Consider the following 24,975-nt stretch of genomic DNA (forward strand, 5'->3'; position numbering starts at 1 on the left):
TAATGCCTCTCGTCTCTAAATGGACGGGAGCGACTGGCTTGCGAAACCCCAGCCCTTGAGGTCCGGCCCTGCCGCGCGGTCGAGCAACTCGTCCGCGTCCGCGATCGTCCACGCACCGGCCTTGTCGACATCGGCGAGCGCGTCCCAGCCGATGGGCACCGCGACCGGCGCGTCTTCGCGTGCACGCGCCGAATAGGGCATGACCGCGGTGCTGCCGCGTTGGTTGCGGAGATAATCAATGAAAATCTTGCCCTTGCGTTTCGCCTTGCTCATCGTTGCAACATAGCGGTCGGGTTCAGCGAGGCTCAGCGCCTCGGCAAAGCGTTTCGCGAAATCCTTGTGCGCGTCCCAGTCGTGGCTGGGATCGAGCGGCACGACGACATGTACCCCCTTGCCGCCCGACAGCATCGCGAAGCTGACGAGGCCAATGTCCGCGAGCTGGCGGCGAATGTCGAGCGCGGCCTTTTTGACGTCGGCGAAGCGCAGCCCTTCGTCGGGATCGAGGTCGAAGACCATGCGGTCGGGCCGCTCGAGCGCACCGACATGGCTGCCCCAGCCGTGGAATTCGATCGTTCCCATCTGGACGCAGGCGAGGATGCCATCGGCATCGTCGACATAGAGATAATCCTCATGCCCTCCGTCCTTCTCCTCGATCGGGACGTGGTGGACATGCTCGCCGAAGCTGCCCGAGTCATGCTTTTGGAAAAAGCATTTCTTCGCGCGTCCCTGCGGACAGCGAACGAGGCTGATCGGGCGGCGCGCCATGTGCGGCAGCATCAGCGGCGCGATCGCGGCGTAATAGTCGGCAAGGTCGCCCTTGGTCGCTTTCGCTTCGGGAAAGATGATGCGGTCGCGGCTGCTGATCTTCACATCGCTCGCGGGCTGGGGCGCGGGCTGTTTCGTTTCGGGTGCCACCTGTTTGGCCTCCTTGTCGCTACGCAAGCCGAGGAAGCTCGCGTGCCGTACCGATCCGCTCGCGGTAAACTCGGCAAAGGCGATTTCGGCAACGAGGTCGGGCTTGAGCCAGTGAACCTTGCGCGCGACCGCCGCCTCGACTTCAAGCCCCGGAGTCTTCCGTTCGAGCCGCGCGAACTTCTTTGCCAGCCCGGCCATCGTATCGGCGTCGAAACCCGTGCCGACATTGCCCTTGTAGACGAGCCTGCCCTTTTCATGCTGCGCGAGGAGAAGCGACGAGAAAGGGCGCGCCTTTGTCGAAGAGGGGTTCCAGCCTACGATGACGAACTCCTGCCGCCGTGTGCATTTGATCTTCACCCAGCTTTTGGTGCGGCGCCCTGCATAAGCCGCGTCGGCGCGTTTCGAAATGATGCCTTCCTGTCCGGCGTCGCACATTGCGGCGTAAAGCTTTTCGCCCGCGCCGATGACATGGTCGGCGACCGCGACAGGGGGCTGGGCGTGGCGGAGCAGGGCTTCGAGCCGTTCCTTGCGTTCGAGATTGCCCAGCCGCGCAAGACTTCTGCCGCCTTCCTCGAGCAGGTCGAAAGCAAAGAAATGAAGGTCGGTCGTATCGTCCTGCGCCCCGTGGCCGCGCTTGAGCACCGCTTGCAGCGAAGAAAAGTCGGGATTGCCGTCCTTGTCATAGGCGACGATCTCGCCGTCGATCAGCGCGGGCGGCAGATCGAGCGCGGCAATATGGCGCACGAGCGGCGCGAACTTGTCGGTCCAGTCGAGGCCGCTGCGCGTATAGATACGCACGTCGCTGCCCGATGCGGCGACCTGGGCGCGATAGCCGTCATATTTGATCTCATGGAACCAGCCGTTTCCCGACGGCACCGCATCGACGAGCGTCGCAAGCTGGAGCGGGCGAAATTTGGGGAGCTTGGCTTTCGGTTTTGCTTGGGCGACCTTGCGGTTGTGCGCGGCGGCAGCGGCCATCTTCTTCGCGAAGGTTTCGCCCTTCGCACCCTTTAGCGATTGTTCACCGCCCTCGTCGCCTGCGATCTCCGCCATGGTACGGCCGGTGAGAACGCTCGTGAGCTGGCGCGCGACGAGATCGTCGCTGCCGCCCGAATAGGCGTCGTCCACTTTCCGTAGCAGCCAGTTCTCGCGCTTTTCGCCCGGACGCGGCTTCATACGAACGAGCAGCCATTCGCCCTTCATCCGCGTCCCGTCGAGGGTGAAATGAAGATGGCCTTTCTCGATATCCTTCGCGCTCTTGCCTTCGATCGGCGCCCATGTGCCTCGATCCCACAACATGACACTGCCGCCGCCATACTCGCCCTTGGGGATCACCCCCTCGAAATCGGCGTAGCTCAACGGATGGTCTTCGGTGCGCACCGCGAGCCGCTTGTCGGCAGGATCGGCGCTGGGGCCCTTCGTCACCGCCCAGCTTTTGAGCACGCCATCGACCTCCAGCCGGAAATCATAATGGAGCCGCGTCGCGTCGTGCTTCTGGACGATGAAGCGGTTTCCGGTTTCCTTCCGCACCTTGCCCGCGGGTTCGGGGGTCAGCTTGAAATCGCGCTTGGCATTATATTGGGCAAGCGGATCAGCGCGGGACATTGGCATTTCCACTCTCAAGGACGCCTTTCTCACCTTTAGGCAGGCGACGTTCGATTAAGCGCAGCAGAGTGAAATATAAGGGCAAGCCCGAGCAGCAGCCGAGCGCGGCGTTATGTTCCATCAGGCGCGCCTTCGGGCTGGCGCTTTTTTGGCCGGCGCCTTTTTCGCGCGCGCTGTCTTTGCTTCGGCAGCGGGGGCCTTTTTCTTGCCGTCGACCGAGGCCTTGAGCGCTGCCATCAGATCGATCACGTTCGAACCGGAGCGCGTCGGGCCGGGTTCCTCGACGTCCTCGAGCACGCGTTTTCCCTTGGCCTTCGCCTTTTTGGCGATCACGCGCTTGATCGCATCGACATAATGATTGTGATAGTCCGACGCGTCGAACTTGCCCGATTTCTTGTCGATCAGCGTCTCGGCGAGGTCGAGCAGGTCGGCGTCGGGTTTGCTATTGCCGACATCGCGAAAATAATTGGCAGCCTTGTTCACTTCGTCGGCGTAGCGCAACACTTCGAGCACGAGCCCCTTGCCGCAAGGGCGCAACGCGACGAGTTGTTCCTGCCCGCGCACGGAGAGCTGACCGAGCCCGACTTTCTTCGTGCGCTTCAACGCTTCGCGCAGGACTATATAGGCTTCTTCGGCGAGTTCGTCCGCGGGGACGACAAAATAAGGCTTGGCATAATAGAGGATGTCGATGTCGCCCGCATCGACGAACTGGAGCAGCTCGAGCGTCCGTTTGCTCTCCAGTTTAACCGCCTCGATCTCATCTTCGTCGAGCAGGACATAATTGCCTTTCGACGTCTCATACCCCTTTACGATGTCGTCGTTATCGATCGGCCCGATGCCGGGGACGATCTTTTCATATTTGATCGGCTTGCCGCTCGGTTCGTGAATCTGGCGAAAACTGATCGCGGCGCCCGATTTGGTCGCGGCATAGATTTCGACGGGAATCGATACCAGCGCGAGGCGGATCTGTCCCTTCCAATAAGCGCGTGCAGCCATCGCATTCCTCACTTTCAACGGAGAAAATGCTTAAATCCGATGCGCGTTCCACCGTGATGCCAGCCCACGCAAAATGCCGGGAACGAATGTTGGCGGCGAGCATCAAGGCGAGCGTCTTCGCTCATGCGGCACTTCATGCCACCCTTTTGTTCTGCTGAAATTATATCCCTTGCCAAATACGCGCTACAAATGTAGCACGCTACAAATGTAGCGCAAAGGTGAGTCGCATGTTGTCCAGTCTGCCCCCCCGAGAACGCGAGATCGTGGACATTCTTTATGAGCGCGGCGCATCGACCGTGACCGAGATCGGCGAGGCCCTCGCCGACGAACTTTCGGGTTCGGCGATCCGCGCCATGTTGAAGCGGCTCGAGACAAAGGGCTTTGTCGCCCGCGAACATTCGGACCGCGGTTTTGTTTACGCACCGAGCGTGTCGGACAAGACCGCGCGCAAGTCGGCATTGTCGCAGGTCGTGCGCGTGTTCTTCAACGGGTCCGCGACGAGTGCCGCCGCCGCGCTGCTCGGTATGCAGGACAAGATGAGCGCCGCCGAACTTGATGAACTCGAACAGATGATCGCCAAAGCGCGCGAAGGGAAAGCCTGATGTTATCGACCGCCATGTTGCTGGGCCTGGCCTGGAAATCCGTCGTCGTCGCGGCGCTTACGCTTGGCCTGCTCCGCCTGGCGCGGTGGCGCTCGGCTGGCGAGCGGTCGATGATCGCGCACGCCGGGTTGACGGCGTTGCTCGTGCTGCCAGCGGCGACATTGCTGCTGCCGCAATGGGCGCCGCTTCCTGCGGCATGGTCCTTCGAACCGGTCGCACCGCTCGTTCAAACTATCACAACGGGGGGATCGGCGATCGATCCGGCACCCGCCGCGACACCAGTCCCTGTCGCTGCGGATAGTGCCGGGTCGACGCCGGTCGGCTTTCCGTGGAGCGCCCTCGGGCATATTCTCTATCTTGTCCCGCTCGCGCTGTTGTCTGGAGTGATGGCGCTTGCCGTCTTGCGGCTGTTCGCGATGCGCGGGCGTGCGGAAATCCTTGTCGAGCGGTCGTGGCTCACGGCGCTGGCCGAGGCGCAGCGGCGCATGGGTTTCAAACATGGCACCGCGCTGCTGGTGAGCACCGAATTGCGCTCACCGATCAGCTGGGGCGTGTTGCGCCCGACCATCGTGCTGAGTCCCACCGCGGTTGCCGCCTCGGATGAGGCGGAGGCGATCATCGCGCACGAGCTGGCGCATGTCGCGCGGCTCGACTGGGCAAAACTGCTTGGCGCGCGCATCGCCTGCGCCGTCTTCTGGTTCAATCCGCTGGTCTGGGTACTGGCGCGCGAAAGCCATCAATTGCGCGAAGAAGCCGCCGACGACGCGGTGCTGATGGCCGACATCGACGGTCCCGACTATGCAACGTTGCTGGTTGGCGCGGCGCGGCACGACAATCAGGGGGCATTGCTCGCGGCACACGGCGTCGCACCGGGCAAGGACAGTCTGAAACGCCGGATCACCCGGGTGCTCGACGGCAGCCTGAAACGAGGCCCGGCGAGCGCGAGCTGGATGCTGATGAGCCTGGTGATACTCGCGGGAATCACCGCGCCGCTCGCCGCCTTCTCGGCCACGGCGAAGCCCGGAGTGGCCACGGACGTCCGCACCCTCGTCGTCTCGCCTTCTGGACAGACGGCCGTCACGACATCCACGTCGATGGTGACCACGAGCGATGGTCAGGCTGGTGGCGCCGCCGCGACGTCAAAACCGCTGACCGCCGAACAGCTCGTGGGTATGCGCGCGGTCGGCGTGACCCCCGAATATGTCGAAAAAATCCGCGAAAGCGGCGGATCGATGACCGCCGACGACATCATCTCAGCAAAAGCGAGCGGGATCGACCCCGCTTATATCCGGCAGATGCGCGGCATCATTCCCGGCGCCGATTTCGACGATCTGGTCGGCGCTCGGCATGTGGGTGTGGACGCCGCCTTCGCCCGCGACATGAAATCGCATTTCCCCGACATTGGGATCGACGACCTCGTCGCGCTCAAGACGGTGGGAGTCGATCGCGACTTCGTCGCCGCCATGCAGCGATCAGGGGTAAAGATGCGCGATGCCGACTACGCGATCGAATTGCGTGCAATGGGTGGATTTCGCCCGGCAGAAAAGCCTCGCCCGCCAACGACGCCGCGCCGGGTTGTAAGGGCGGTGCGCGGCAACAATGTCGCGGTCGTCGATATGGAACGCGGCATCGTCGAGGCGCGGCGTGCAGACGGCCGGACCGCACGCGTCGAATTCCCCGTGTCGCCGGAACCGCCCGAACCGCCCGTCCGCGACTGACGCCCGGACGTTCGTCCGCAGCGACCGACGATTAATCGAAACCTGATTCAAAATTGCCGCTGCGGCGGCGAGCGATGCCGCTCGTCCGGCGCACGGAGGGAGGAGTGCACCAAATGAAAGCCCTGTACGTTGCGGGCGCCACGGCGCTGCTGTCGATCCTCGCCTGTTCGGCGCCGACCATCGCCACCGACCCGCTCGTGCTGAGCGACATCCGCTGGACCGCCGAGCCCGCAAGCGGAAATAAGGGGGCGCCGCGCGTCCGCATCCGCCACCAACATTCGAACAGCGACCATAGTTTCGACGGCTCGCGTCCCTATTTCGCTACCGCAGAGGCCGCACTCCGCCGGACCACACCGGGGCCGGTCAGTTTTACCGTGACGCATGACGCGGGAACACTCGCCTGCACCGGCACGCTGGCGGGCGCATTCGACGGCAAGGGCGAATGCCGCTTTACCTCCGATCCTGCCTTCGAACATGCGCTTGGCAAGCGCGGACTGTCGCCCGACCGGCGCTCGACATTGCTTGCGATGCTGCTCGTTGATGCGACCGTCGCCCTGGCCGACGGGCTGACGCGCGAGGGGGTGCGGCCCAAGGATGCCAGCGACCTGATCGCGGCGGCCGCGCTCCAGGTGCGGCCAGAATATATCCGCGACCTCCGATCCGAAGCGCTGATCCTCACCGACGTCGAGGACGCGATCGCGTGCAAGGCGCTCGGCGTCGACGGCGCCTATGTGCGCGGCCTCGCCGCGGCCGGATACAGGAAACTCAGCGCCGACGAGGTGGTCGGCATGAAAGCAATGGGCGTGACGGGCGAATATGCGCAGGCGATGAACCGCGCTGCGGGGGGAGTATCCAAGTGAAGCGACCGACCAGCCTAATCGCCTTTGCGGCAGCGCTCTCCACGCCTGCGCTGGCGCACGAGACGGCGGCGCCGACCGGCGACACGCCGCCGCCCTCGCCCACCCAAGCACCCGCGGGCGGGATCAGCAATGCGGCGCGCCAGGTCTATACCGCCGCGGACTTCGCACGCTACGCACCCAACAATGCCTATGACATGCTGAGCCAGGTTCCCAGTTTTCAGATCCGCGACAATGAGAATCTGCGCGGGCTGGGACAGGCGACGGGCAATGTGCTGTTCAACGGGGAGAGGCCCTCAAACAAGGGCGACGACATGTACACCCAATTGTCGCGCATCCCCGCGGGCAATGTCGAACGTATCGAGATCGTCGACGGCGCGACGCTCGATATTCCGGGGCTGTCGGGGCAGGTCGCGAATGTCGTCTATCGCGCCGATGGGTTTTCGGGCCAATTCTCGTGGAAGCCCGAATTTAGAGCCCATTACACCGACCCGCTGTTCACCCGCGCAGACGTATCGGTGCGTGGCCGCACCGGGACGGTCGAATATGAGGTCGCGCTCAACAATGACGATTCGGCGCGCAGCGGCGCGGGCGGCCCGACTTTGATCTACGACGGCGCGGGCAATATCACCGAACGGCGCAAGGACATCTGGAACACGCATTACGATACGCCGAAGCTGTCGGGGCGGATCAGCTGGGATCCCGCTGGCGATACGGCCCTAAACCTTGGCGGCCATTACCAGCGCAAATATGATCGCTATTATGAGGATGGCCTGCGCACCAGCCCCGGCATGCCCGATCGCGTCCGCACCGTATATGAAAACGCCGACAGCTGGAATTACGAGATCAGCGGCGACTATCAGTTCGGGCTCGGACCGGGCAAGCTCAAGCTGATCGGCCTCCGCCGATTCAGCCACGAACCCTACCGCCAGGAAATCATCACCACGCCCGACGGCGGCGTCCCGACAGGCGATCGCTTTGCCCAGACCGGCGATATCGGCGAAACGATCGGGCGCGGCGAGTATCAGTGGAAGATGTTCGGCGGCGACTGGCAGCTATCGGGCGAAGCCGCGTTCAACACGCTCGACAATGTCGCGTCGATCGCGGTGCTCGATCCGTCGGGCGCGTGGGTCGACCAGCCCTTCGAAGGCGGGACCGGCGCGGTAAGCGAAGACCGCTACGAAGGCCTGCTCAGCTTCGGGCGCAAGCTGACCGACAAGCTGAATTTCCAGATCATCGCCGGCGCTGAACATTCGACGATCACGCAGACGGGGATCGACGGCCTGACGCGCAGCTTTTTTCGGCCCAAGGGCTCGATCTCGCTAGCGTGGACGCCATCACCCGGTTTCGACGTCTCGGTGAAGCTCAGGCGGCGCGTGCTCCAGCTCAGCTTTTATGACTTTCTCGCGCGCGCCTTTCTCAACGACGGCAATCAGAACGCGAGCAACAACGACCTGCGGCCGCAGCAGGACTGGACCTATGAGGCCGAAATCAACAAGACGTTCGGTGCATGGGGCTCGACCAAAATCCTGTTGATCTATCGCGACGTCGAAGATCGCGTCGATGTGATCCCGATCGGGACCGATGGCGAAGCAGTCGGCAATATCGCGAAGGCGAAGGCGGGCGCGATCGACTGGACTGCGACGATCAACCTCGACCCCGCCGGAATCAAGGGGATGAAACTGGAACCCAGGATGCTGCTGCAAAAGAGCTCGCTGCGCGATCCCTTCACCGGCGAGAAAAGGCAGTGGAGCGGCTTTACCGATACGGTCATCAGCCTCGGCCTGCGCCACGATCTTCCGGCCAGCGATTGGGCGTGGGGTGGCGATGTCGAATATTCGCACTATCAGCCCAATTACCGCCGCAACCAGACCGACAAGGTCTGGGAAGGACCCGTCTGGGCGTCGGTTTTCGTTGAGCACAAAGATGTGCTCGGCCTCACCGTCCGGGCGTCGGTCCGAAACATCGCCAACGCGCGATCGAAACGCGACCGCACCGTCTACACGGACGTCCGCGGCGAAAGCCCGGTCAGCTCTGTCGAGGAACGCGACCGGCTGATCGGCCCGATCTTTTCCTTTTCGGTGCGCGGAAAATTCTGACAGCTGGAAGGCCCGGATGCCGACCCAATCCGCACCCCATGGCCGGACGGTGCCATTTGCGGTGTGCTTCATGGCCGTTTCAGCCGTCGACCAATGCGTGATATTCGGCTTCGGCGAGGAAGCGTTCGGCGTCGAGGGCGGCCATGCATCCCATGCCGGCGGCGGTGACGGCCTGCCGGTACAGCTTGTCGGTGACGTCACCCGCGGCGAAGACGCCGGGGATCGTGGTCAGCGACGTGCCGGGCGTGACCTGAAGATAGCCATCGTCGTCGAGCGGCAGCTTGCCCTTGAACAATTCGGTCGCGGGGCTGTGGCCGATCGCAACGAAGCCGCCATCGGTCGGCTCGTGGCTCGCGGCGCCGGTGACGGCGTCGATCAGGTCGACGCCGACCAGACCCGACACGCCCTCGCCCGCGACGAAGCGTTCGACCTGCTTGTTCCACAGCACCTTGATCTTCGGATTGGCGAACAGGCGGTCCTGCAGGATCTTTTCGGCGCGCAGCGAATCGCGGCGATGGATCAGCGTCACATCGTCGCTGTGGTTGGTAAGGTACAGCGCCTCCTCGACCGCGGTATTGCCGCCGCCGATGACGACGACCTTCTTGCCGCGATAGAAAAAGCCGTCGCACGTCGCACAGGCCGACACGCCCTTGCCGCCGAGTTCCTGCTCGCCGGGAACGCCGAGCCATTTCGCCTGCGCACCGGTGGCGATGACGAGCGTTTCGGCAAGATAGACGTCGCCGCCGTCGCCGGTCAGGCGGAACGGCCGCTCCGACAGGTCGACGTCGACGATCGTGTCCCAGATCATCGACGTGCCGACATGCACCGCCTGCGCCGTCATCTGTTCCATCAGCCAGGGCCCCTGGATCACCTCGGCGAAACCCGGGTAGTTTTCGACATCGGTGGTGATCGTCAGCTGGCCGCCGGGTTGCAGCCCCTGCACGACGATCGGCTGCATCCCGGCGCGCGCGGCATAGATGGCGGCCGACAGCCCCGCAGGGCCGGACCCCAGAATGAGCATCTTCGTGTGGTGGGTGGCGGGCATGATGATCTTCAACCGGCCCTTGCCGACCGCGCGATCTCGAGCAGGTCATCGACCTCCCACTGGTCGTCGACATGCGCCCCATATTTTATCGCGACGACGCGTCCGTCGCGATCGATCAGCACGTCGGCGGGCAGGCCGTACCGCCCGCCAGCCGGAATAAGCGGCGGCGTAGGCCTTCCGCGCATTATATCGACCAGTCCGCCCGCGACGGCGCGCAATATCTTCGGCCACCCGCGCGGGTCGAGCAAAGCCCGGACGCCGGCTTCGACCCCGAAGGCGCGATAGTAACGCTTGGTCGGATCGGCGACGATCGCGAACGGCAGGTCGGCTACATATTTTCGAAGCTCTGCCTCGGTCGAATGAAAAAAGACGATCTCGCGAATATCGGCGGCCTCGATATCGGCATACCGCCGGGCAAATGACCGGAGGTGGACGTTACACACCGGACAGCCAGCAAAACGCCTAAACTGCAAATGAGTAAGACGCTGCGGGTGCGGGACAGCGACGCTTGACCCATCGACTGCGACGAGGTCCAACCGCCCCACCCTGTGCCCCGTGTCGATGCGTCCGACGATCGCCGCGTCCTTCGGCCTATCCCCATCCCCCGCGGCATCGCGCGTCATGCCTGCGCTCCTCGGGCAGCTCCGTCATCGCCCGATCGCAGTTTAGCAGTCGCCGCCTGATCGACTCTGCCCTGTCCGTCGAGCTCGACGCGATAGACGTCGCGTGCCACCGCTTCCGAAACATAGCCTTCGCGAACGTCGCGCGCGACAAGCGCCGGATCGCGCTCGATCGGCGGGCCGAACCCGCCGCCGCCGCCAGCGCGAAGCAAAAAGGCATCGCCGGCTTTCAGCTGAACATTGCGAATCTTGGAATTGGCGCTGGCGACTTCTGCGCCGTCGATCCGCACGGTTGCCCGGTTGCCCATCCCTTCATGGCCGCCGTGCAAGCCCCATGGTGCGCAATGCATCCGGTCGGAATCGACGTTGACGTACATCGGCGACAGCGTGCGCACGACCACCTCGGTGCCCAGCCCGCCGCGGAATTTGCCCGCGCCGCCCGAATCGGCACGCAGCGCATGCCGTTCGATCAGGATCGGATATTTGCTTTCAAGCTGTTCGCACGGGCTGTTGTGAGTGTCGCCGTCGTTCGAACAGACGACGCCGTTCATTCCGTCCTCATTATGTTTCGCGCCCCAACCGCCGCCCGTCGGTCCCACGAAGCCGATGAACAGTTCGCCGTCGCGCGGCGAGATGCCGTGCAGCAGCGACATGACCAAATCGGCGTGATGCGCCGCGATCGTCCGCTCGGGGATCGCATCGGACATCGCCTTGAAAATCGTATCGACCACTGTCATCGGAAAGGTCATCCACCAGCGCATGGCAGCGGGACGTACGGCGCTCACCACCGTCCCTTCGGGAACCTTTACCGACAGACCGCGGAAACTGCCCTCATTGATCGGATAATCGGTGGGCGAGGTCAGGCATTTGAAGGCCACCTGCCCGCATGAATAGCCGGTGCTCGGCCCCGAATTGAAATAGCCGCGAACCTGCGGGCTGACTTCGCTGAGGTCGATGGTCATCTCATCGCCTTCCTTGATGACGCGTACCTTGATGGGAATGCGCTTGCCCACCTCGATGCCGTCGTCATCCATATAGGATTCCGCTTCGTAGATGCCGTCGGGGATCGTCCGGGTACGAGCCCGCGCCGCGGCTTCGGACTGATCCATGATGTTGCGGATCGCGTCGAGCACCGGCTGGCGCCCATAGCGCTTGAGCAGTTCGCCGAAACGTTTGGCGCCGCTCTTGACCGCGACGATCTGCGCCCTGAGGTCGCCCAGCGCGCGTTCGGGCATCCGCACGTTCATCTTGATGATCTCGACCAGATCCTCGTTCACTTTGCCTTCCGACTGATATTTAAGGATCGGAATCTGGATGCCTTCGGCAAAGATGTCGGTCGTCACGCCGCCCAGCGACCCGCCTACATCGGCCCAGTGCGCCATGCAGCATGCCCAGCCGCTCAATTCGCCTTCGTGAAAGATCGGCAGGCTGAAGGTGAAATGATTGAGATGGCTGCCGGTGATAAAGGCGTCGTTGGTGACCAGAATGTCACCCGGCTTGATACCGTCCGGGCCGAAATGGTCGAGCTTCGCGCGTACCGTATTGGCCATGCCGCGAATGAAGCTCGGCAAGCCGAGCCCGATCGACACCGTGTCCCCCTCCGCAGTGAATAGTCCGACCGTGAAGTCGAGCGCTTCATAGATAATCATGTTGTACGCGGTCCGCATGAGATTGGTCTTCATCTCTTCGGTCACCGCGAGGACGCCGTTGCGGACGATTTCGGTCAGAATCGCGTCCGCCTGACGCCCTTGCGGCAGGACGAAGGGCGGTACGGCGTCGGCGAGGCATTGCTCGGTCATTTTCGGCCTCCAATGGCGATATCGAGATTGCCGAGGCGATCGACGCGCAGGACGTCGCCGGGCAGCAGGACGGTTGTCGAGGCATGTTCCTCGATCAGCGCGGGACCGGCGATGCGATTGCCCGCGAGCAATGCGTCGCGGGCATAGGTCGGCGTGTCGAGCCAGCCTTGCGGCGCGCCGAAATAGACGGGACGCAGCCCCGTGGACGCCGCGGCGGGCGGGGTATCGCCGCCCTTTCCGATTTCTTCGATAGCGGGCTTTTCCATGATTCCCGATACGCTGGCGCGCAGCGATACGATCTCGGCCGCCTCGTCGGGAGCGCAGGTGCCATAGCGTTGCTGATGGATCTCGTCGAAGCGCGCCTTGATGCCGGCAAGGTCGCGCGCGGCGATCAGGTCGCCAGGCAGGTCCACTGTCACCGGATGCTCCTGACCGACGTAGCGCATATCGACCGCAAACTGCACATCGACGGCGGCGACCGCGACGCGGCTTTCCGCAAGCGCCTTTTGCCCCGTTTCGGCGAGTTCCTGAAAGATGATTTCAAGGTCCGAAAAGGACACCCAGGCGAGTTCGCACGGCCAGGTGCGGACATTGTCGTAACGCAAATCCGAATGAAGCATCCCGAACGCACAGAAATGCCCCGGCGCTCGCGGCACGATCACGCGCGATATGCCGATTTCGCGCGCGATGCCCGATGCGTGGAGTGGGCCTGCACCGCCATAGGCTATCAGGGCGAATGCCGCTGCGTCGAGGCCGCGCTCGGTCGAGACGCCCTTCACCGCATAGGACATTTTGGTCGTCGCGATCTGAAGAATGCCGTGCGCCGCATCCTCGACCGACAGTCCGAGCGGCGCGGCGATGCTTTCGCCGATCGCCCGTCGCGCGGCGCCGACGTCGAGGTGCATCTCGCCCCCCAGAAAGCGGTCGGAGGCAAGCCGGCCCGTGGCCAGATTGGCGTCGGTTACCGTCGGGTCGGTACCGCCGCGACCATAGCAAGCGGGTCCGGGCATCGCGCCGGCGCTTTGCGGTCCAACTTTCAACGCCCCGCCGACGTCGAGCCCGGCGATACTTCCGCCCCCCGTTCCGACTTCGAAAATATCGACGAGCGGTATCTGGATCGGCAGCCCCTCATTATAGCCGCCGACCTGCGCGACACTTGTCGTGAGGACGTCATGTTCGAAGATCACGCCCGCCTTCGCGGTCGTTCCCCCCATGTCGAACGCGATCGCATCGGGAAGGCCGAGTTCGCGGCACAGCGCCTGCGCGCCGATCAGCCCTGCCGCGGGTCCCGATTCGAGCATCCGCACGCACTCGCGCTGCGCCTGATCGGATTCATACAGTCCGCCCGTCGACTGAACGACAAGGAAAGCTCCGTCGAAACCCGCACCCTGCAAATGCCCGTCGATGCCGCGCAGATAATGGCTCACCACCGGCCCGACATAGGCGTTGGCGACCGCGGTGGAGGAGCGTTCATATTCGCGATATTCCTGCGACAGTTCGTGCGAGGCGGTAACGAACGCGTGGGGAAGCCGCTGCTGGACGATCTGCTTGACGCGCAGTTCATGCGTCCGGTTGGCGTAACAGTGCAGAAGCACGATCGCGACGGCATCGATATCCAGCGCGGCCAGCCGGTCGCAAATCGCCTCGACACCCGGTTCGTCGAGCGGGACGTGCACGCTTCCGTCGGCGAGCAGCCGCTCGCGCACTTCGAAGCGAAGCGACCGCGGCACCAGCGGCACATGTTTGCGGAAAAAAAGATTATACGCATCGGGACGATTGATTCGCCCGATCTCATAGGCGTCGCGAAAGCCCTCGGTCGTCAGAAGCGCCGTTCGCGCGCCCTTGCGTTCAAGCAGCGTGTTGATCGCGACGGTCGAGCCGTGGAGGAAAAGATTGGCGTCGGCGAAGCGCGTCTCCGCCTTTTCGACTCCCGTCGCGATCCCTTCCACCATCTCGCTGGGCGTGCTCAACGTCTTGCCGAACAGAAGCCGCCCGCTTCCTTCCTCAAAGGCGACGACGTCGGTAAAAGTGCCTCCGATGTCGGCGGCAAGCCGGTTCCGGTTTGCTTGTTTCACGGTCATTTCGGGATTCCAGTCGAATGCGAATAGGGCCGGCAAACCTGCCGGGAGAGCGAGGCCAGGGTGCGGCGAAGGTCGCCGATCGCGCGGGGTGCCAGATCGCGGGCATCGGGCTGGCGCAGGGCGGCGATAACGTCAACGAGCGCCGCGTCGGCCCCTGCGCCGCCGAATAGAAGCGCGCCCCCTCCTTCCTCGCCGCGATAGCGTTCGAACAGAAATGCGACGATAGCCTGTTCGCAGTTCGCTACCGGAATCTGAACCATCGGCGATCCGCAACCGCAGCCGCCGGCGTGGCCGATTTGCCGGCCGCGCAAGGCATCCCACTTGCGGGCCAGCGCGTCGATCTGACCAAGCATATCGGCGGCGGCGTTGTCGGGGCGCGCCAAGAGCGAGACCGCGGTCACGCGCCGAGCGCCATGTTGATGACCCGGGCCTGGGTGAACTCGGCGAGGCCCTCCTGGCCCAGCGTCATCCCGACCCCCGACGCCTTTGCGCCGGACACCGCGATGTCGGGCGGCAGGTCCATGAATTTGTTTACCCACATCGTGCCGACATCGATCCGGCGCGCAAGGTCGAAGGCGGCAGGCGGATCGCTTGTCCAGATCGAGCCTCCGAGGCCATAGGGCCCGGCGTTGACGCGCGCTACCAGATCGTCGGCATTCGAATATGGCAGTACCGGGACGATCGGGCAGAACTGCTCCTCCTGGACGAGCGCGCTGTCGTCGCCGATGTCCGACACGATGGTTGGACGGATGAAATAGCCTGGCCGATCCACCGGCTTGCCGCCCGACCGAAGACGGCCGTCCGTGGCGGCGATTGCCCGATAATGCTGCGCCTTTTCCCATTGCGTGGCGTTCTGAACCGGCCCGATGTGCGTCGCGGGGTCGAGGCCGTCGCCAATGACCAGCGCGTCGGCGACGGCCGCGGCGGCATTGCAAAAATCTCCGTACAGCGACGAATGAACATAGATGCGCTTGACGCCGAGGCAGACCTGCCCGGCGTTCATCATCGCTGCGTGAACCAATGTGGGCGCTACGCGGTCGATCTGCGCATCGCCCAGCACGATCGCAGCGTCGTTTCCGCCAAGCTCGAGCCCCAGGCGCGTCAGGTTCGCTGCCGCGCTTGCCATGACCTTGCGGCCCGTTGCGGTCGAACCGGTAAAGGAAATGCGCGCGATGTCGGGGTGCCCGGTCAGGGCCGCGCCCAGATCGTTGCCGCCAACGAGAATGTTGAGCAAGCCGGCGGGAACGAGCGACGCGCAGAGCTCGCCGAAACGCAGCGTCGTCAGCGGCGTGGTGGGAGCGGGCTTTACTACCACGCTGTTGCCCACCAGGAGCGCCGGCGCGACCTTCAGCGCCATCAGCATCAGCGGGAAATTCCACGGCACAATCGCTGCGACGACGCCAAGCGGCGAACGTTCGCGCACGATCCGTTCCTGCGGCGTGTCGCGCAGCACTTCCAGCGGCAGATCGAGCATTGCCGTTGCGCGGAAGACTCCGGCCGTTCCGGCGACCTCATATTGCGCCTCGGCAATTGGCTTTCCCTGTTCCTGCGTCAGCAGGCGCGCCAGCGTATCGGCGTCCGCCTCGACGGCGTCGGCGATCGCGGCGAGCAGCGCGCGGCGGCGATCGATGTCGGCGCGAGCCCACTCCCCGAACGCCCGGCGGGCGCCGGCGATCGCGCGATCGATATCCGCCAGCGCGGCCAGCGGCGCCTCGCCCAGCGGTTCGAGCGTCGCCGGATTGATAACCGGGAGCGTCCGGTCGCAGTCCCGGAGGGCACCGTCGATCAGCGTCTGAAATGCCTGCGGCATAAGCTTCCTTCCATTCTGTTTTTTGCCGCCCGCGGCGTCCGGCTGGTTCGGACGCCGCGTTCGGTTGCGGCGAAAGCGACCGATTTCGCCGCGAAAATCGAATAGCTTCGGGGGCTTGGCTGCGACAAATATCGATTGGATATTGCAGCCATCTCGTTTCCGGCGAACGCGACGCGAACGTTCATCGCTCGTCGCCGACGAACATCTCCGCCGCCTTCGCACCGATCATTATCGCGGGGGCATTGGTGTTACCCGACGTGATGACGGGCATGATCGACGCATCCGCGACGCGCAGGCCTTCGACACCATGGACGCGGAGCCGATGATCGACGACGGCCATCGCGTCACCGCCCATCCGGCAGCTGCCCACGGGGTGAAAAAGCGAACCGCCGACCGCGCGCGCATAGCCAAGCAGATCATCCTCGGATCCCGCGAGCGATTCAGGAGCGACGAGGCGGGCACCGACGGCCTTCAGCGCCGGGTGGGCGGCAAGTCGACCAATCCAGCGCAGCCCGTCGACGATCGCCCGCCGGTCCTCCGCGGCGGCGAGGTACGCCGCGGTCATGCGCGGCGGGTCGCGGGGATCGGCGGAGGCTAGCCGCAAGGCGCCGCGCGACCAGGGTTGCAGGTGTGCCAGCGAGATCGTCATCCCGGGCTGGCGATCGACCGCAACGTCACCGCCAGCACCGACGGAATAGCTGAGCGGCATGAAATTGACCTGCAGATCGGGCAGTTCTTCGGCATCTGAGGACCGGATGAAGGCGCTCGCCTGCGACGCGCCGAGCGCCAGGATGCCGCCCCGCCGCGCGAAATACAGCGCCGCTTCGCGAAGCAGGCGAAGGCCGCGCAGCCGCGCGTTCATCGATCCATGGTCCGCCGTCCGGAAGGTCGTGCCGACGTAGAAATGATCGTGCAGATTGCGTCCCACCCCCGGAAGATCGTGCAGAACGGGAATGCCGAGCGAGCGGAGATGTGCGGCGGGGCCGATCCCCGAAAGCATCAGCAATTGCGGCGAATTGACAGCGCCCGCGGCGACGATGACCTGCGGTGCGCTTATCGTTTCGCCGGACCGGCACACGACCCCCGCGATCCGGCGTCCTTCGAACAGCAGCTTCGCAACGGCACAGTTCGGGCGAATATCGAGGTTGCGGCGCGTGCGCGCATCCGCAAGAAACGCATCGGCGGAGGAGACACGAGCGCCACGGCGGATCGTGAATTTCAGGAAGCCCGCCCCCTCCATGCGCTCGCCGAGCGGGTCGAAAGCGGCATAGGCACCGTTTTCACGGGCCGCGCGGATGAAGGCGTCCGACGACGGATGACGCAGCGCGGGATCGGTGATGGCAAGTCCAGCTTCATGCGGGCCGTTTTCGGGTCGCTCGAAGCGATGGAACAGCGGCTGGAGGTCGTCCCATCCCCAGCCGCTGTTCCCGAGCTCGAGCCAGCGATCATAGTCGCGTGCATGCCCTCTTGCATACACCATCGCGTTGATCGCGCTCGAGCCCCCGACGACGCGCCCGCGCGGCCAATAGACCCGCCGATTGTCCAGGCCGGGCTCGGGCTCCGTCATATATCCCCAGTTGAACCGGCCGGGCCCGAAAAGCTTGGCAAAGCCGCCCGGAATTCGGAGCCAGGGATGGCGGGTGTCCGGCCCTGCTTCCAGCAGCAATATCCTGCGGGCGCCATCCTGGCTCAGCCGGTCCGCCAGAATGCATCCGGCGGACCCGGCTCCCACGATGATGACGTCGTACATGATATGCTTCGCCAAGTGGGATGCGCACCGCCCTCGTCGCTAGAATTTATACCGAACCGACGCGCCATAGGTTCGCGGGTCGCCCGGCGTGCATGTCCCGGTGCCGGGGGCCGGGGTCGCCCACACAATGATGTTCGCACAATAATTCTTGCCCGCGAGGTTGCGGCCCCAAAGTCCAAAGGCCCAACGCCCGTTCGCCGTCTCATAATCGAGGCGGGCGTTGAAAATGCCGTAATCGTCCTGATAGGTCGACGGCTGGACCTTGTAGTTCGCGTCGTTGAAATAGATGCGCGTCTGGAAGAAATAATCGCCGTGCAGCGTCAGCTCGCCGCGTGCCATCGGCACGCGATAGTCAAGGCCGACCGATGAAGAGAAATCAGGCGATCGCAACTGACGATTGCCGGTGTTGTCGATCGGCCCTTCGAGCGGCGACACATAGCGATAGTCCCCGAAACGCGCCTTTTGCACCGTCGCCGCCCAATTGAGCGTCAGCCGGTCGGTGATCCGCCCGCGCAGTTCGATATCGAGGCCCTTCGCCGTGCTACGCGCCGCATTTTGCACCGACAGCGCCCCGGCTTCAAAGATCGAGACCTGCTGATCCTTGGTCTTCACATAAAATGCCGACAGGTTCAGCCGTAGCCGGCGGTCGAACAGTTCGCTGCGCACGCCAACCTCATAGGACAGGACTTTTTCCGGATCATAAGGCCGCTCGGCGAGCGCCCGTGTCGACGGCAGCAGTGTCTGGAAACCCCCGCTCTTGTATCCACTGCGCACCGATCCATAGAGCATGACGTCGGGATCGATTTCATATTGCAGCGACACGACCGGATTGAACGATTCCCAATTTTCCTTGGCGCTCGCCACATAGGAGCCCGTAGGAAAGAGGAAAAACGGACTGATGGCATCGACGTCGATGTCACGCTCCGACTGCTTCTTGTCATAGCTGTATCGCGCGCCGGCGGTCAGGCTCAACCGGTCGGTGATATCGTAACTCAGCTGTCCGAACACCGCATAGCTATCGGTAGTGAGCCAATGCTGGTCGGACACCGGCTGGCCGTTGCTTGGCGGATACAGCGCCATGTCGGGATAGATGAAATAGGACTGATTATTATACCCCTTGTCGTGGTAATAATAAACGCCGCCGATCCATTGCAGTGCACCGGCGTCGCCTGCGATCCGCAGCTCCTGAGTGAAGGTTTCGTGCTTCTCGATGAAGCGCGACACCATGGCGTCGGCAAAGGTTCCGTCGCGGTCGTCGGTGCCGTCATATTTGCTGTCGCGATAGGCCGTGATCGAGGTCAGCGTGCCGAGGCCGGTTTCGAACTCCAGGCGCAAATTGGCATCGAATACATCCTGCTTTTCGTAACCGTCCGGCCGATTGCGCCAGACGCGGAAAAATTTGTTCGGATGATCCGCCAGCGGCGCGGGATTGTCGATCAGTGCGCCCACGAAACCGTCGGTAAAGGTAAAGACGTCGGCGGGGCCGTTATCCTGGTTGAAATAGCCGACGGTGAGCAGCGCATCAAATGTGTCGCCCTTATACTGGACCTGTCCGCGCGTGCCGAACGTATCGACCCGCCCGGGATCCTTGCCGGCGAGATTATCGGTGACCGGGTTGCGGTGCCGGTACATTTGCGACAGGCGGAACCGAAGCTTGCCGTCGTCGGTCAGCGGGCCGGTGATCGACCCGCGTCCCTTGACCGCGCCGTAATTGCCAACCTCCAGATCGAAGCTGCCGGCGAACTGGTCCGACGGGCGCCGCGTCACGATGCTGATCGCGCCCGCCGCGGCGTTGCGGCCGAAAAGCGTGCCCTGCGGCCCCTTCAGCACTTCGATGCGCTCGATGTCCAGCAGGCCGAACTGCATACCGCTCGTGCCCGGCACATAGACCTCGTCGATGAACGTCGCGACGCTCGGATCCGCGGAGATGTCGATAAGATTGGTCCCGCCGCCGCGGATATAGGCAAAGGTCGCCGAATTGCCGCCCGTGGTCCCGATGGTCAGGCCCGGCGCCATCTGTGTCAGGTCCTGACTGCTCGACACGCCGCGCGCTTCGAGCTGCGCGCCGCTGACTGCCGTGATCGAAATCGGGACGTCCTGAAGATTCTGCTCGCGCTTTTGTGCGGTGACGATGATCTCTGCGTCGCGCGGGTCACCGGCCTGATCGCCCGCCTCCTGCGCCGCCGCCAATGGCGTTACGCTCAGCCCGATCGCCGAGCAGGCACCGAAAAGCGCGGTCCTGAAAATTCGATTCATGGTTTTTCCCCTCCCATATATATGATTGCGCCAGCCTCGTTCCGGACTCTCGCGGCCCGGAATGCGGGCCTTACGTCGCGACCGGATCTGCCCGTCGCGGCGCCACCACCGGAATTCTGAATTCACTCCAACGCATTGTGGATTCGAGCTGTGCTGCGAGCCGAAAAAGCGTCGCTTCGTCGCCAAAACGTCCGTTAATCACCACTCCGATCGGCAAGCCTTCACCGTTCCAATGCAGCGGCAGCGACATCGACGGCTGTCCGGTCGCGTTCGCAACGATGACGTGCGAGATGAAATCGCGGACGATCGCCTGCTGATCGGCATCTTGGCCGCCTAATGCTTCGAGGATGCCGAGCCGCAGCGGCGGGCGGTTCACCGTCGGAGTCATCCAGATGTCGTAGCGTTCCATAAACCGGCCCATCTGCCGCACCATCACCTGCACCGCCTCGATCGCTTCGATATAGTCGCCCGCCGAAACTTTCCTTCCGGCTTCATAGAGCGCCCAGACGCCGGGACCGATCAGGTCGGGTGTCGGTCGCTTGCCGGTCAAACGGCCATGCTCGTCGAGTTCATGCGCGACGAAAGCGGCGCCGATGACCATCGCCTTTTCGATCAGGCGCATATCGAGCGGCAGCGATGCCGGCTCGACCACATGCCCCAGCCGATCGAGTTCGCGCGCCGCGGCGTCGACCGCGTCCTGGCAATCGGCGTGTGCCGGTTCACCCGCCAGATTCGCGCTGGTTACTGCGATACGCAACCGGCCTGGGTCGCGCCCGACCTGATCGAGGAAGCTTCCATCGACTGCCGGAGCGACATGGCCGTCCCCGATTTCGGGTCCGTGCGTCACGTCGAGCACCGCGGCGCAGTCGCGGACGCTTCGCGTCAGGACATGTTCTTCGAGAAACCCGGCCATGCGCTGGTTCAGGTCGGGTCCGCAAGGGTTTCGGCCGCGCGTCGGCTTCAGCCCGATAACGCCGCAGCACGAAGCCGGCATGCGGATTGATCCTCCGGCATCGCCGCCATGCGCGACGGGAACCATACCGAGCGCGACCGCCGCCGCGCTGCCCCCGCTCGACCCGCCGGTCGAATAATCGGGGTTCCAGGGATTGCGCGCCGCGCCGTAATAGCTGCCTTCGGTGCTTGGCAGCATCCCCAGTTCGGGCACATTGGTCTTGCCCAGGAAGAGGAAACCCGCGTCGCGATAGCGCTGGACCAGCGTATGGTCGCGGCGCGCCGGAAACCCCGCCTTGAAGCGCGAACCGCTGCGCGTTTCCACGCCCTCGATGTCACCGAGCAGATCCTTGAGCAGCATCGGAACACCCCAAAAGGGCCCGCCGCCCGTCCGGATGGCCGCGCGGCGGGCAGGCTCCCGGAGGTGCGTGACGACGGCATTGTAAAGGGGATTGAGCCGATCGATCCGCTCGATCGCGGCATCGACGACTTCCAGCGCGCTGACGTCGCCCCGCCGGACAAGCTCGGCCAGACCGAGCGCGTCATATCGTTCATAATCCAGCATGCCTCTCAGCAAACCTCTCTCGTCGCGACGGTCGTGCGCCGTCTGTCCTGGCTTTCTGCCGCGCGTGCGAGCGGCGGAATTCCTTATTTTTTCCTGTCGGGACTATCGGCCAAACGGCTACGCGATAACAAATGCTATCTGCATATGGCGCCCATGCCAAAGCGGCATCCGGCGAAAAAATACCGCCCCCTTGGGCGCACGAACGGCTCTCCCCCGGCAGGTGGCCGGGCGATAATGTCGGGGCGAGGGGTGCGGGAAAGGGTCGCGGTTACGCTGCGATGCGCGACAGGAGGATTCCGACCAGCTTATCGGGCGCATCTTCCTGCACGAAATGGCCGGCGCCGGCGATTTCGTCGAAGGTCGCTTGCGGGACCAAAGATGCCCAGCGCCGCCCCCACGCGGGCGTGAAAGCGCCATCGTCCGCGCCGAAAATGAAATGCGCGGGCTTATTCCACTGTTTCAACGCTTCGAAACAGCGTGCTTGGTCCCGGGCATTGCCTTCGTCGGGCTGCGCGAACGGCAGGAGCCAAGGAAAGCGTCGCGGACCCGCCCGGCTTATGCCGCCGTCGGTGAACGGCGCTTCATAGGCGCGCTCGATCGGTGAAACCGCATCGCTGAAGCGCGCGCCGGCCGCGCCCGACGCCAGCGCCGCAAAGTCCATCGGCTTGCCAACCGCCATGTCCATCATCGGACCCGCCGGAAACTGGCCCTTCACCCAAAGGAGCCAGAGCGGATTGGTTGAAATCTCGCGCCACGCCTGCGTCGCGGGGGAATAGGCATAGTCATCATGGTGAAGCCATGTGTTGAGGATCACGAGGCGTGCGAACCGATCGGGCTGATCGACCGCCTGCCGCAGGCCGATGGGGCCGCCCCAGTCCTGAACTATCAGCATGATGTCGCTGAGATCGAGCGCGTCGATCAGATGGCGCATACTCTCGCAATGGCGCTCGATGACGTACCAGCTATCGTCGATCACCTTGTCGCTGCGCCCGAAGCCGACATAGTCGGGGGCGATGCAGCGAAACCCTGCGGCGGTCAGCCGGGGGATGATCTTGCGGTACAAATAGCTCCAGGTCGGCTCGCCATGCATCAGCAGAGCGACGGGGCCGTCGGCCGGCCCCTCGTCGAGATAGTGGATGCGCAGCCCCTTCCAATCGAGATAATGCGGAAGGAAGGGAAAGCCGGGGAGATCGGCAAAATTCGCATCGGGGGTCCGCACGAAGTCGGGAGTCATGGCCGTGATCCTCTTGTGATGGAGCTGTATCGGTGCGCGGCGGTCAGGCGTCGGCGCGAAGGTGCGACGCATCGCGTTCGGCATAGTCGGCGGCGAAATCGAGATACCAGTCGATCGCTGACGGATCCTGCATCGCATCGCGGCTGAACGAACGCTCGGGCGCCCACCCCATGAGAAGCTTGCGCACCGGCACTTCCATCTTCTTCCCCGACATCGTGTAGGGAATGGCTGGAACGAACAAAATCTCGTCGGGCACATGCCGGGGGCTTCGCTCGGTCCGAAGACGCGATCCGATCGTCGCGGCAACGGCGGCGTGATCGGCCCGCTCGTCGCGCAGGCGGACAAACAGCGGCATATAATAGCCGCCATCGGGGCGTTCGATGCAGACGACAAGACTGTCGAGGACTGCGTCGATACCTTCCATCGTGCGATATATTTCGGAGGAGCCGATGCGCACGCCGAACCGGTTGAGCGTCGAGTCGGATCGGCCGTAGACGTAACAACCGCCGCGCCCGTTCACTTTCATGAAATCGCCATGGCGCCATTTGCCGGGGTAAAGATCGAAATAGGATTCGCGATAGCGGGCATGGCCGCGGTCTCCCCACAGGAACAATGGCATCGACGGCATCGGCTGAACGATCACCATCTCGCCCACCTGATCGACGATCTCGCGCCCTTCATCATCATACACGCGCACATCGACCCCCAGCGCGCGCGCCTGAATCTCACCGGCGTACACCGGGACATTGGGCGCGGCGACGACGACGCCGCTGCAAAACTCCGTGCCTCCCGACTGCGACGTCACCCACAGATCGTCCTTCACATGATCGTAGAACCAGCGGAAGGTTTCGGGGGTCGACGGCGCGCCCGACAATAGGACTGCCTCGAGCGCGTCGAGGTCGAACGCCCCGCGCGGAGCGATGCCGTCCTTGCGCATCAATTCGATGAAGGCCGGGCTTGCCCCGAAAAGCGTTGTGCGCGTGTCGGCGGCGAGCTTCCAGAGCAGGTCAGCTCCGGGGTGAACCGGGCTGCCGTCGTAAAGCACCGCCGCGCCGCCCATCAACAGGCTCAGCATCAGCGAATTCCACATCATCCAGCCCGTGGTGGAATAGAAGAACATGACCGAGCCGGGTTTGAGGTTCAGGTGGAATGCCGCCATTTTATAATGTTCAACGACGATGCCGACGTGGCTGTGGACGATCGGCTTGGGCAGGCCGGTGGTCCCCGAGGAAAAGAGAATCCACAAGGGATGGTCGTGCGGAACGCGCTCGAAGCGAAACGCCGCGTCGGCGACCGATGTGTTGGTCATCGCGCCCCATGCCACAACCTCGGCGGGCGCCAGGTCGGGCAAGGGTCCGTAGGCCATATAGTCAAGCCAGACGACGGTTTTGATCGACGGAACCCCGCGAACGATCTCGTCCACCTGCGCCCGTCGATCGAATTTTTTGCCGGCGAAGCGATAGCCGTCGGCGGCGAAGAGCAGCTTGGGCTCGATCTGGGTGAAGCGGTCGAGTACCGTCCCGACGCCGAATTCGGGTGCGGCCGACGACCAGATCGCCCCGATGGCGGTCGTCGCGAGCATAGCGATAACCGTTTCGGGGATATTGGGCATATAGGATACGACGCGGTCGCCGCGCCCGATCCCGCGTTCGCGCAGCTTCGTCGCGAGGGCGCGAACCTTGGCTCCTAATTCGCGCCAACTGACCGTTTCGTTCGCGCGCACTTCCGACGCGGCATGGAGCACGACCGCGTCGGGATCCACTGCCTCGTGGCGAAGAACATGCTCGGCATAGTTGACCAAGCTGCCTTCGAACCAGCGCGTTCCCGGCATTTCGCTGCCCGAAATTGCCCGAACATAAGGCGTATCGCTTAGTATATCGAAATAGGACCAGACCGCGGACCAGAACCGCTCCGGCTCGGCGACCGACCACGCGCGCAACGCTTCATAATCGCCGAACGCCAGCCCCTCCTCGCGCTCCAGCCAGCGCATGAAGGCAACGACATTCGACTCGTCGATGAAGGCGTCGCTGCCGCGCCAGAGAAACTCACCCTCTTTGGTCATTTCCGAGTCC

18 protein-coding genes are annotated in these 24,975 nt (G+C 63.8%); 4 read left to right on the top strand and 14 right to left on the bottom strand.

Annotated features, from left to right (window positions below; all coding sequences use genetic code 11):
• Positions 1-15: 15 nt before the first annotated feature.
• Genes ligD through VSX77_RS00870 form a run of 3 tightly spaced genes read right to left on the bottom strand, consistent with a single transcriptional unit; the run spans position 16 to position 3,516 of the window.
• Positions 16-2,520, bottom strand: a complete 2,505-nt coding sequence (gene ligD / locus VSX77_RS00860; RefSeq protein ID WP_338425790.1) for a DNA ligase D — start codon at positions 2,518-2,520, stop codon at positions 16-18.
• Positions 2,507-2,641: a hypothetical protein gene (locus VSX77_RS00865; RefSeq protein WP_338425791.1), complete on the bottom strand. Its 135-nt coding sequence runs from the start codon at positions 2,639-2,641 to the stop codon at positions 2,507-2,509. Before VSX77_RS00865 ends, ligD begins: the two co-directional genes overlap by 14 nt.
• Entirely contained in the window at positions 2,641-3,516 is an 876-nt protein-coding gene (locus tag VSX77_RS00870) for a Ku protein (RefSeq protein ID WP_338425792.1), read from the bottom strand. Before VSX77_RS00870 ends, VSX77_RS00865 begins: the two co-directional genes overlap by 1 nt.
• A gap of 227 nt (positions 3,517-3,743) precedes the next feature.
• Between VSX77_RS00870 and VSX77_RS00875 the strand changes: the two genes are divergently transcribed.
• From VSX77_RS00875 to VSX77_RS00890, 4 genes are all read left to right on the top strand, one after another.
• Positions 3,744-4,118, top strand: a complete 375-nt coding sequence (locus VSX77_RS00875; RefSeq protein WP_422397258.1) for a BlaI/MecI/CopY family transcriptional regulator — start codon at positions 3,744-3,746, stop codon at positions 4,116-4,118.
• Positions 4,118-5,836 (top strand): M56 family metallopeptidase, encoded by a 1,719-nt coding sequence (locus VSX77_RS00880; protein WP_338425794.1) that lies wholly within the window; start codon positions 4,118-4,120, stop codon positions 5,834-5,836. Before VSX77_RS00875 ends, VSX77_RS00880 begins: the two co-directional genes overlap by 1 nt.
• 113 nt (positions 5,837-5,949) lie before the next feature.
• On the top strand, positions 5,950-6,696 hold the full coding sequence (locus VSX77_RS00885; protein WP_338425795.1) for a hypothetical protein: 747 nt from the start codon (positions 5,950-5,952) through the stop codon (positions 6,694-6,696).
• The gene (locus VSX77_RS00890) at positions 6,693-8,792 is read left to right on the top strand and encodes a TonB-dependent receptor plug domain-containing protein (RefSeq protein ID WP_338425796.1); all 2,100 of its coding nucleotides are present in this window, start codon (positions 6,693-6,695) and stop codon (positions 8,790-8,792) included. Before VSX77_RS00885 ends, VSX77_RS00890 begins: the two co-directional genes overlap by 4 nt.
• Positions 8,793-8,871: 79 nt before the next feature.
• On the opposite strand, the gene trxB is transcribed toward VSX77_RS00890, so the two are convergent.
• The 11 genes from trxB to VSX77_RS00945 form a co-directional block, all read right to left on the bottom strand.
• On the bottom strand, positions 8,872-9,837 hold the full coding sequence (gene trxB, locus VSX77_RS00895; RefSeq protein WP_338425797.1) for a thioredoxin-disulfide reductase: 966 nt from the start codon (positions 9,835-9,837) through the stop codon (positions 8,872-8,874).
• Positions 9,838-9,845: 8 nt separating this feature from the next.
• The gene (locus tag VSX77_RS00900; protein ID WP_338425798.1) at positions 9,846-10,460 is read right to left on the bottom strand and encodes a peroxiredoxin-like family protein; all 615 of its coding nucleotides are present in this window, start codon (positions 10,458-10,460) and stop codon (positions 9,846-9,848) included.
• Positions 10,457-12,256, bottom strand: coding sequence for a hydantoinase B/oxoprolinase family protein (locus VSX77_RS00905; RefSeq protein ID WP_338425799.1), 1,800 nt, complete (start codon positions 12,254-12,256; stop codon positions 10,457-10,459). The genes VSX77_RS00900 and VSX77_RS00905 overlap by 4 nt, the downstream gene beginning before the upstream one ends.
• Positions 12,253-14,337: a hydantoinase/oxoprolinase family protein gene (locus VSX77_RS00910; protein WP_338425800.1), complete on the bottom strand. Its 2,085-nt coding sequence runs from the start codon at positions 14,335-14,337 to the stop codon at positions 12,253-12,255. The genes VSX77_RS00905 and VSX77_RS00910 overlap by 4 nt, the downstream gene beginning before the upstream one ends.
• On the bottom strand, positions 14,334-14,738 hold the full coding sequence (locus VSX77_RS00915; RefSeq protein WP_338425801.1) for a hypothetical protein: 405 nt from the start codon (positions 14,736-14,738) through the stop codon (positions 14,334-14,336). The genes VSX77_RS00910 and VSX77_RS00915 overlap by 4 nt, the downstream gene beginning before the upstream one ends.
• Positions 14,735-16,147 (bottom strand): aldehyde dehydrogenase family protein, encoded by a 1,413-nt coding sequence (locus VSX77_RS00920; RefSeq protein WP_338425802.1) that lies wholly within the window; start codon positions 16,145-16,147, stop codon positions 14,735-14,737. The genes VSX77_RS00915 and VSX77_RS00920 overlap by 4 nt, the downstream gene beginning before the upstream one ends.
• A gap of 181 nt (positions 16,148-16,328) precedes the next feature.
• Positions 16,329-17,897, bottom strand: a complete 1,569-nt coding sequence (locus VSX77_RS00925) for a GMC family oxidoreductase (RefSeq protein WP_338425803.1) — start codon at positions 17,895-17,897, stop codon at positions 16,329-16,331.
• 39 nt (positions 17,898-17,936) lie between these two features.
• Positions 17,937-20,153, bottom strand: coding sequence for a TonB-dependent receptor (locus VSX77_RS00930; RefSeq protein WP_338425804.1), 2,217 nt, complete (start codon positions 20,151-20,153; stop codon positions 17,937-17,939).
• A 70-nt stretch (positions 20,154-20,223) separates the two neighbouring features.
• The gene (locus VSX77_RS00935; RefSeq protein WP_338425805.1) at positions 20,224-21,669 is read right to left on the bottom strand and encodes an amidase; all 1,446 of its coding nucleotides are present in this window, start codon (positions 21,667-21,669) and stop codon (positions 20,224-20,226) included.
• Between the two features lie 268 nt (positions 21,670-21,937).
• Positions 21,938-22,903, bottom strand: coding sequence for an alpha/beta fold hydrolase (locus tag VSX77_RS00940; protein WP_338425806.1), 966 nt, complete (start codon positions 22,901-22,903; stop codon positions 21,938-21,940).
• 43 nt (positions 22,904-22,946) lie between these two features.
• The gene (locus VSX77_RS00945; protein WP_338425807.1) at positions 22,947-24,965 is read right to left on the bottom strand and encodes an acetoacetate--CoA ligase; all 2,019 of its coding nucleotides are present in this window, start codon (positions 24,963-24,965) and stop codon (positions 22,947-22,949) included.
• Between the last annotated feature and the right edge of the window lie 10 nt (positions 24,966-24,975).

This window comes from Sphingopyxis sp. TUF1 (assembly GCF_036687315.1).
Lineage (GTDB): Bacteria > Pseudomonadota > Alphaproteobacteria > Sphingomonadales > Sphingomonadaceae > Sphingopyxis > Sphingopyxis kveilinensis.

What these genes read in the sequence shown, in the direction of transcription:
- VSX77_RS00900 (WP_338425798.1), bottom strand. Translation starts at nt 10,460, where the DNA reads ATGACGCGCGATGCCGCGGGGGATGGGGATAGGCCGAAGGACGCGGCG.
- VSX77_RS00910 (WP_338425800.1), bottom strand. Translation starts at nt 14,337, where the DNA reads ATGACCGTGAAACAAGCAAACCGGAACCGGCTTGCCGCCGACATCGGA.
- trxB (WP_338425797.1), bottom strand. Translation starts at nt 9,837, where the DNA reads ATGCCCGCCACCCACCACACGAAGATGCTCATTCTGGGGTCCGGCCCT.
- VSX77_RS00880 (WP_338425794.1), top strand. Translation starts at nt 4,118, where the DNA reads ATGTTATCGACCGCCATGTTGCTGGGCCTGGCCTGGAAATCCGTCGTC.
- VSX77_RS00930 (WP_338425804.1), bottom strand. Translation starts at nt 20,153, where the DNA reads ATGAATCGAATTTTCAGGACCGCGCTTTTCGGTGCCTGCTCGGCGATC.
- ligD (WP_338425790.1), bottom strand. Translation starts at nt 2,520, where the DNA reads ATGTCCCGCGCTGATCCGCTTGCCCAATATAATGCCAAGCGCGATTTC.
- VSX77_RS00875 (WP_422397258.1), top strand. Translation starts at nt 3,744, where the DNA reads ATGTTGTCCAGTCTGCCCCCCCGAGAACGCGAGATCGTGGACATTCTT.
- VSX77_RS00885 (WP_338425795.1), top strand. Translation starts at nt 5,950, where the DNA reads ATGAAAGCCCTGTACGTTGCGGGCGCCACGGCGCTGCTGTCGATCCTC.
- VSX77_RS00935 (WP_338425805.1), bottom strand. Translation starts at nt 21,669, where the DNA reads ATGCTGGATTATGAACGATATGACGCGCTCGGTCTGGCCGAGCTTGTC.
- VSX77_RS00945 (WP_338425807.1), bottom strand. Translation starts at nt 24,965, where the DNA reads ATGACCAAAGAGGGTGAGTTTCTCTGGCGCGGCAGCGACGCCTTCATC.
- VSX77_RS00920 (WP_338425802.1), bottom strand. Translation starts at nt 16,147, where the DNA reads ATGCCGCAGGCATTTCAGACGCTGATCGACGGTGCCCTCCGGGACTGC.
- VSX77_RS00905 (WP_338425799.1), bottom strand. Translation starts at nt 12,256, where the DNA reads ATGACCGAGCAATGCCTCGCCGACGCCGTACCGCCCTTCGTCCTGCCG.
- VSX77_RS00925 (WP_338425803.1), bottom strand. Translation starts at nt 17,897, where the DNA reads ATGTACGACGTCATCATCGTGGGAGCCGGGTCCGCCGGATGCATTCTG.
- VSX77_RS00865 (WP_338425791.1), bottom strand. Translation starts at nt 2,641, where the DNA reads ATGGAACATAACGCCGCGCTCGGCTGCTGCTCGGGCTTGCCCTTATAT.
- VSX77_RS00870 (WP_338425792.1), bottom strand. Translation starts at nt 3,516, where the DNA reads ATGGCTGCACGCGCTTATTGGAAGGGACAGATCCGCCTCGCGCTGGTA.
- VSX77_RS00940 (WP_338425806.1), bottom strand. Translation starts at nt 22,903, where the DNA reads ATGACTCCCGACTTCGTGCGGACCCCCGATGCGAATTTTGCCGATCTC.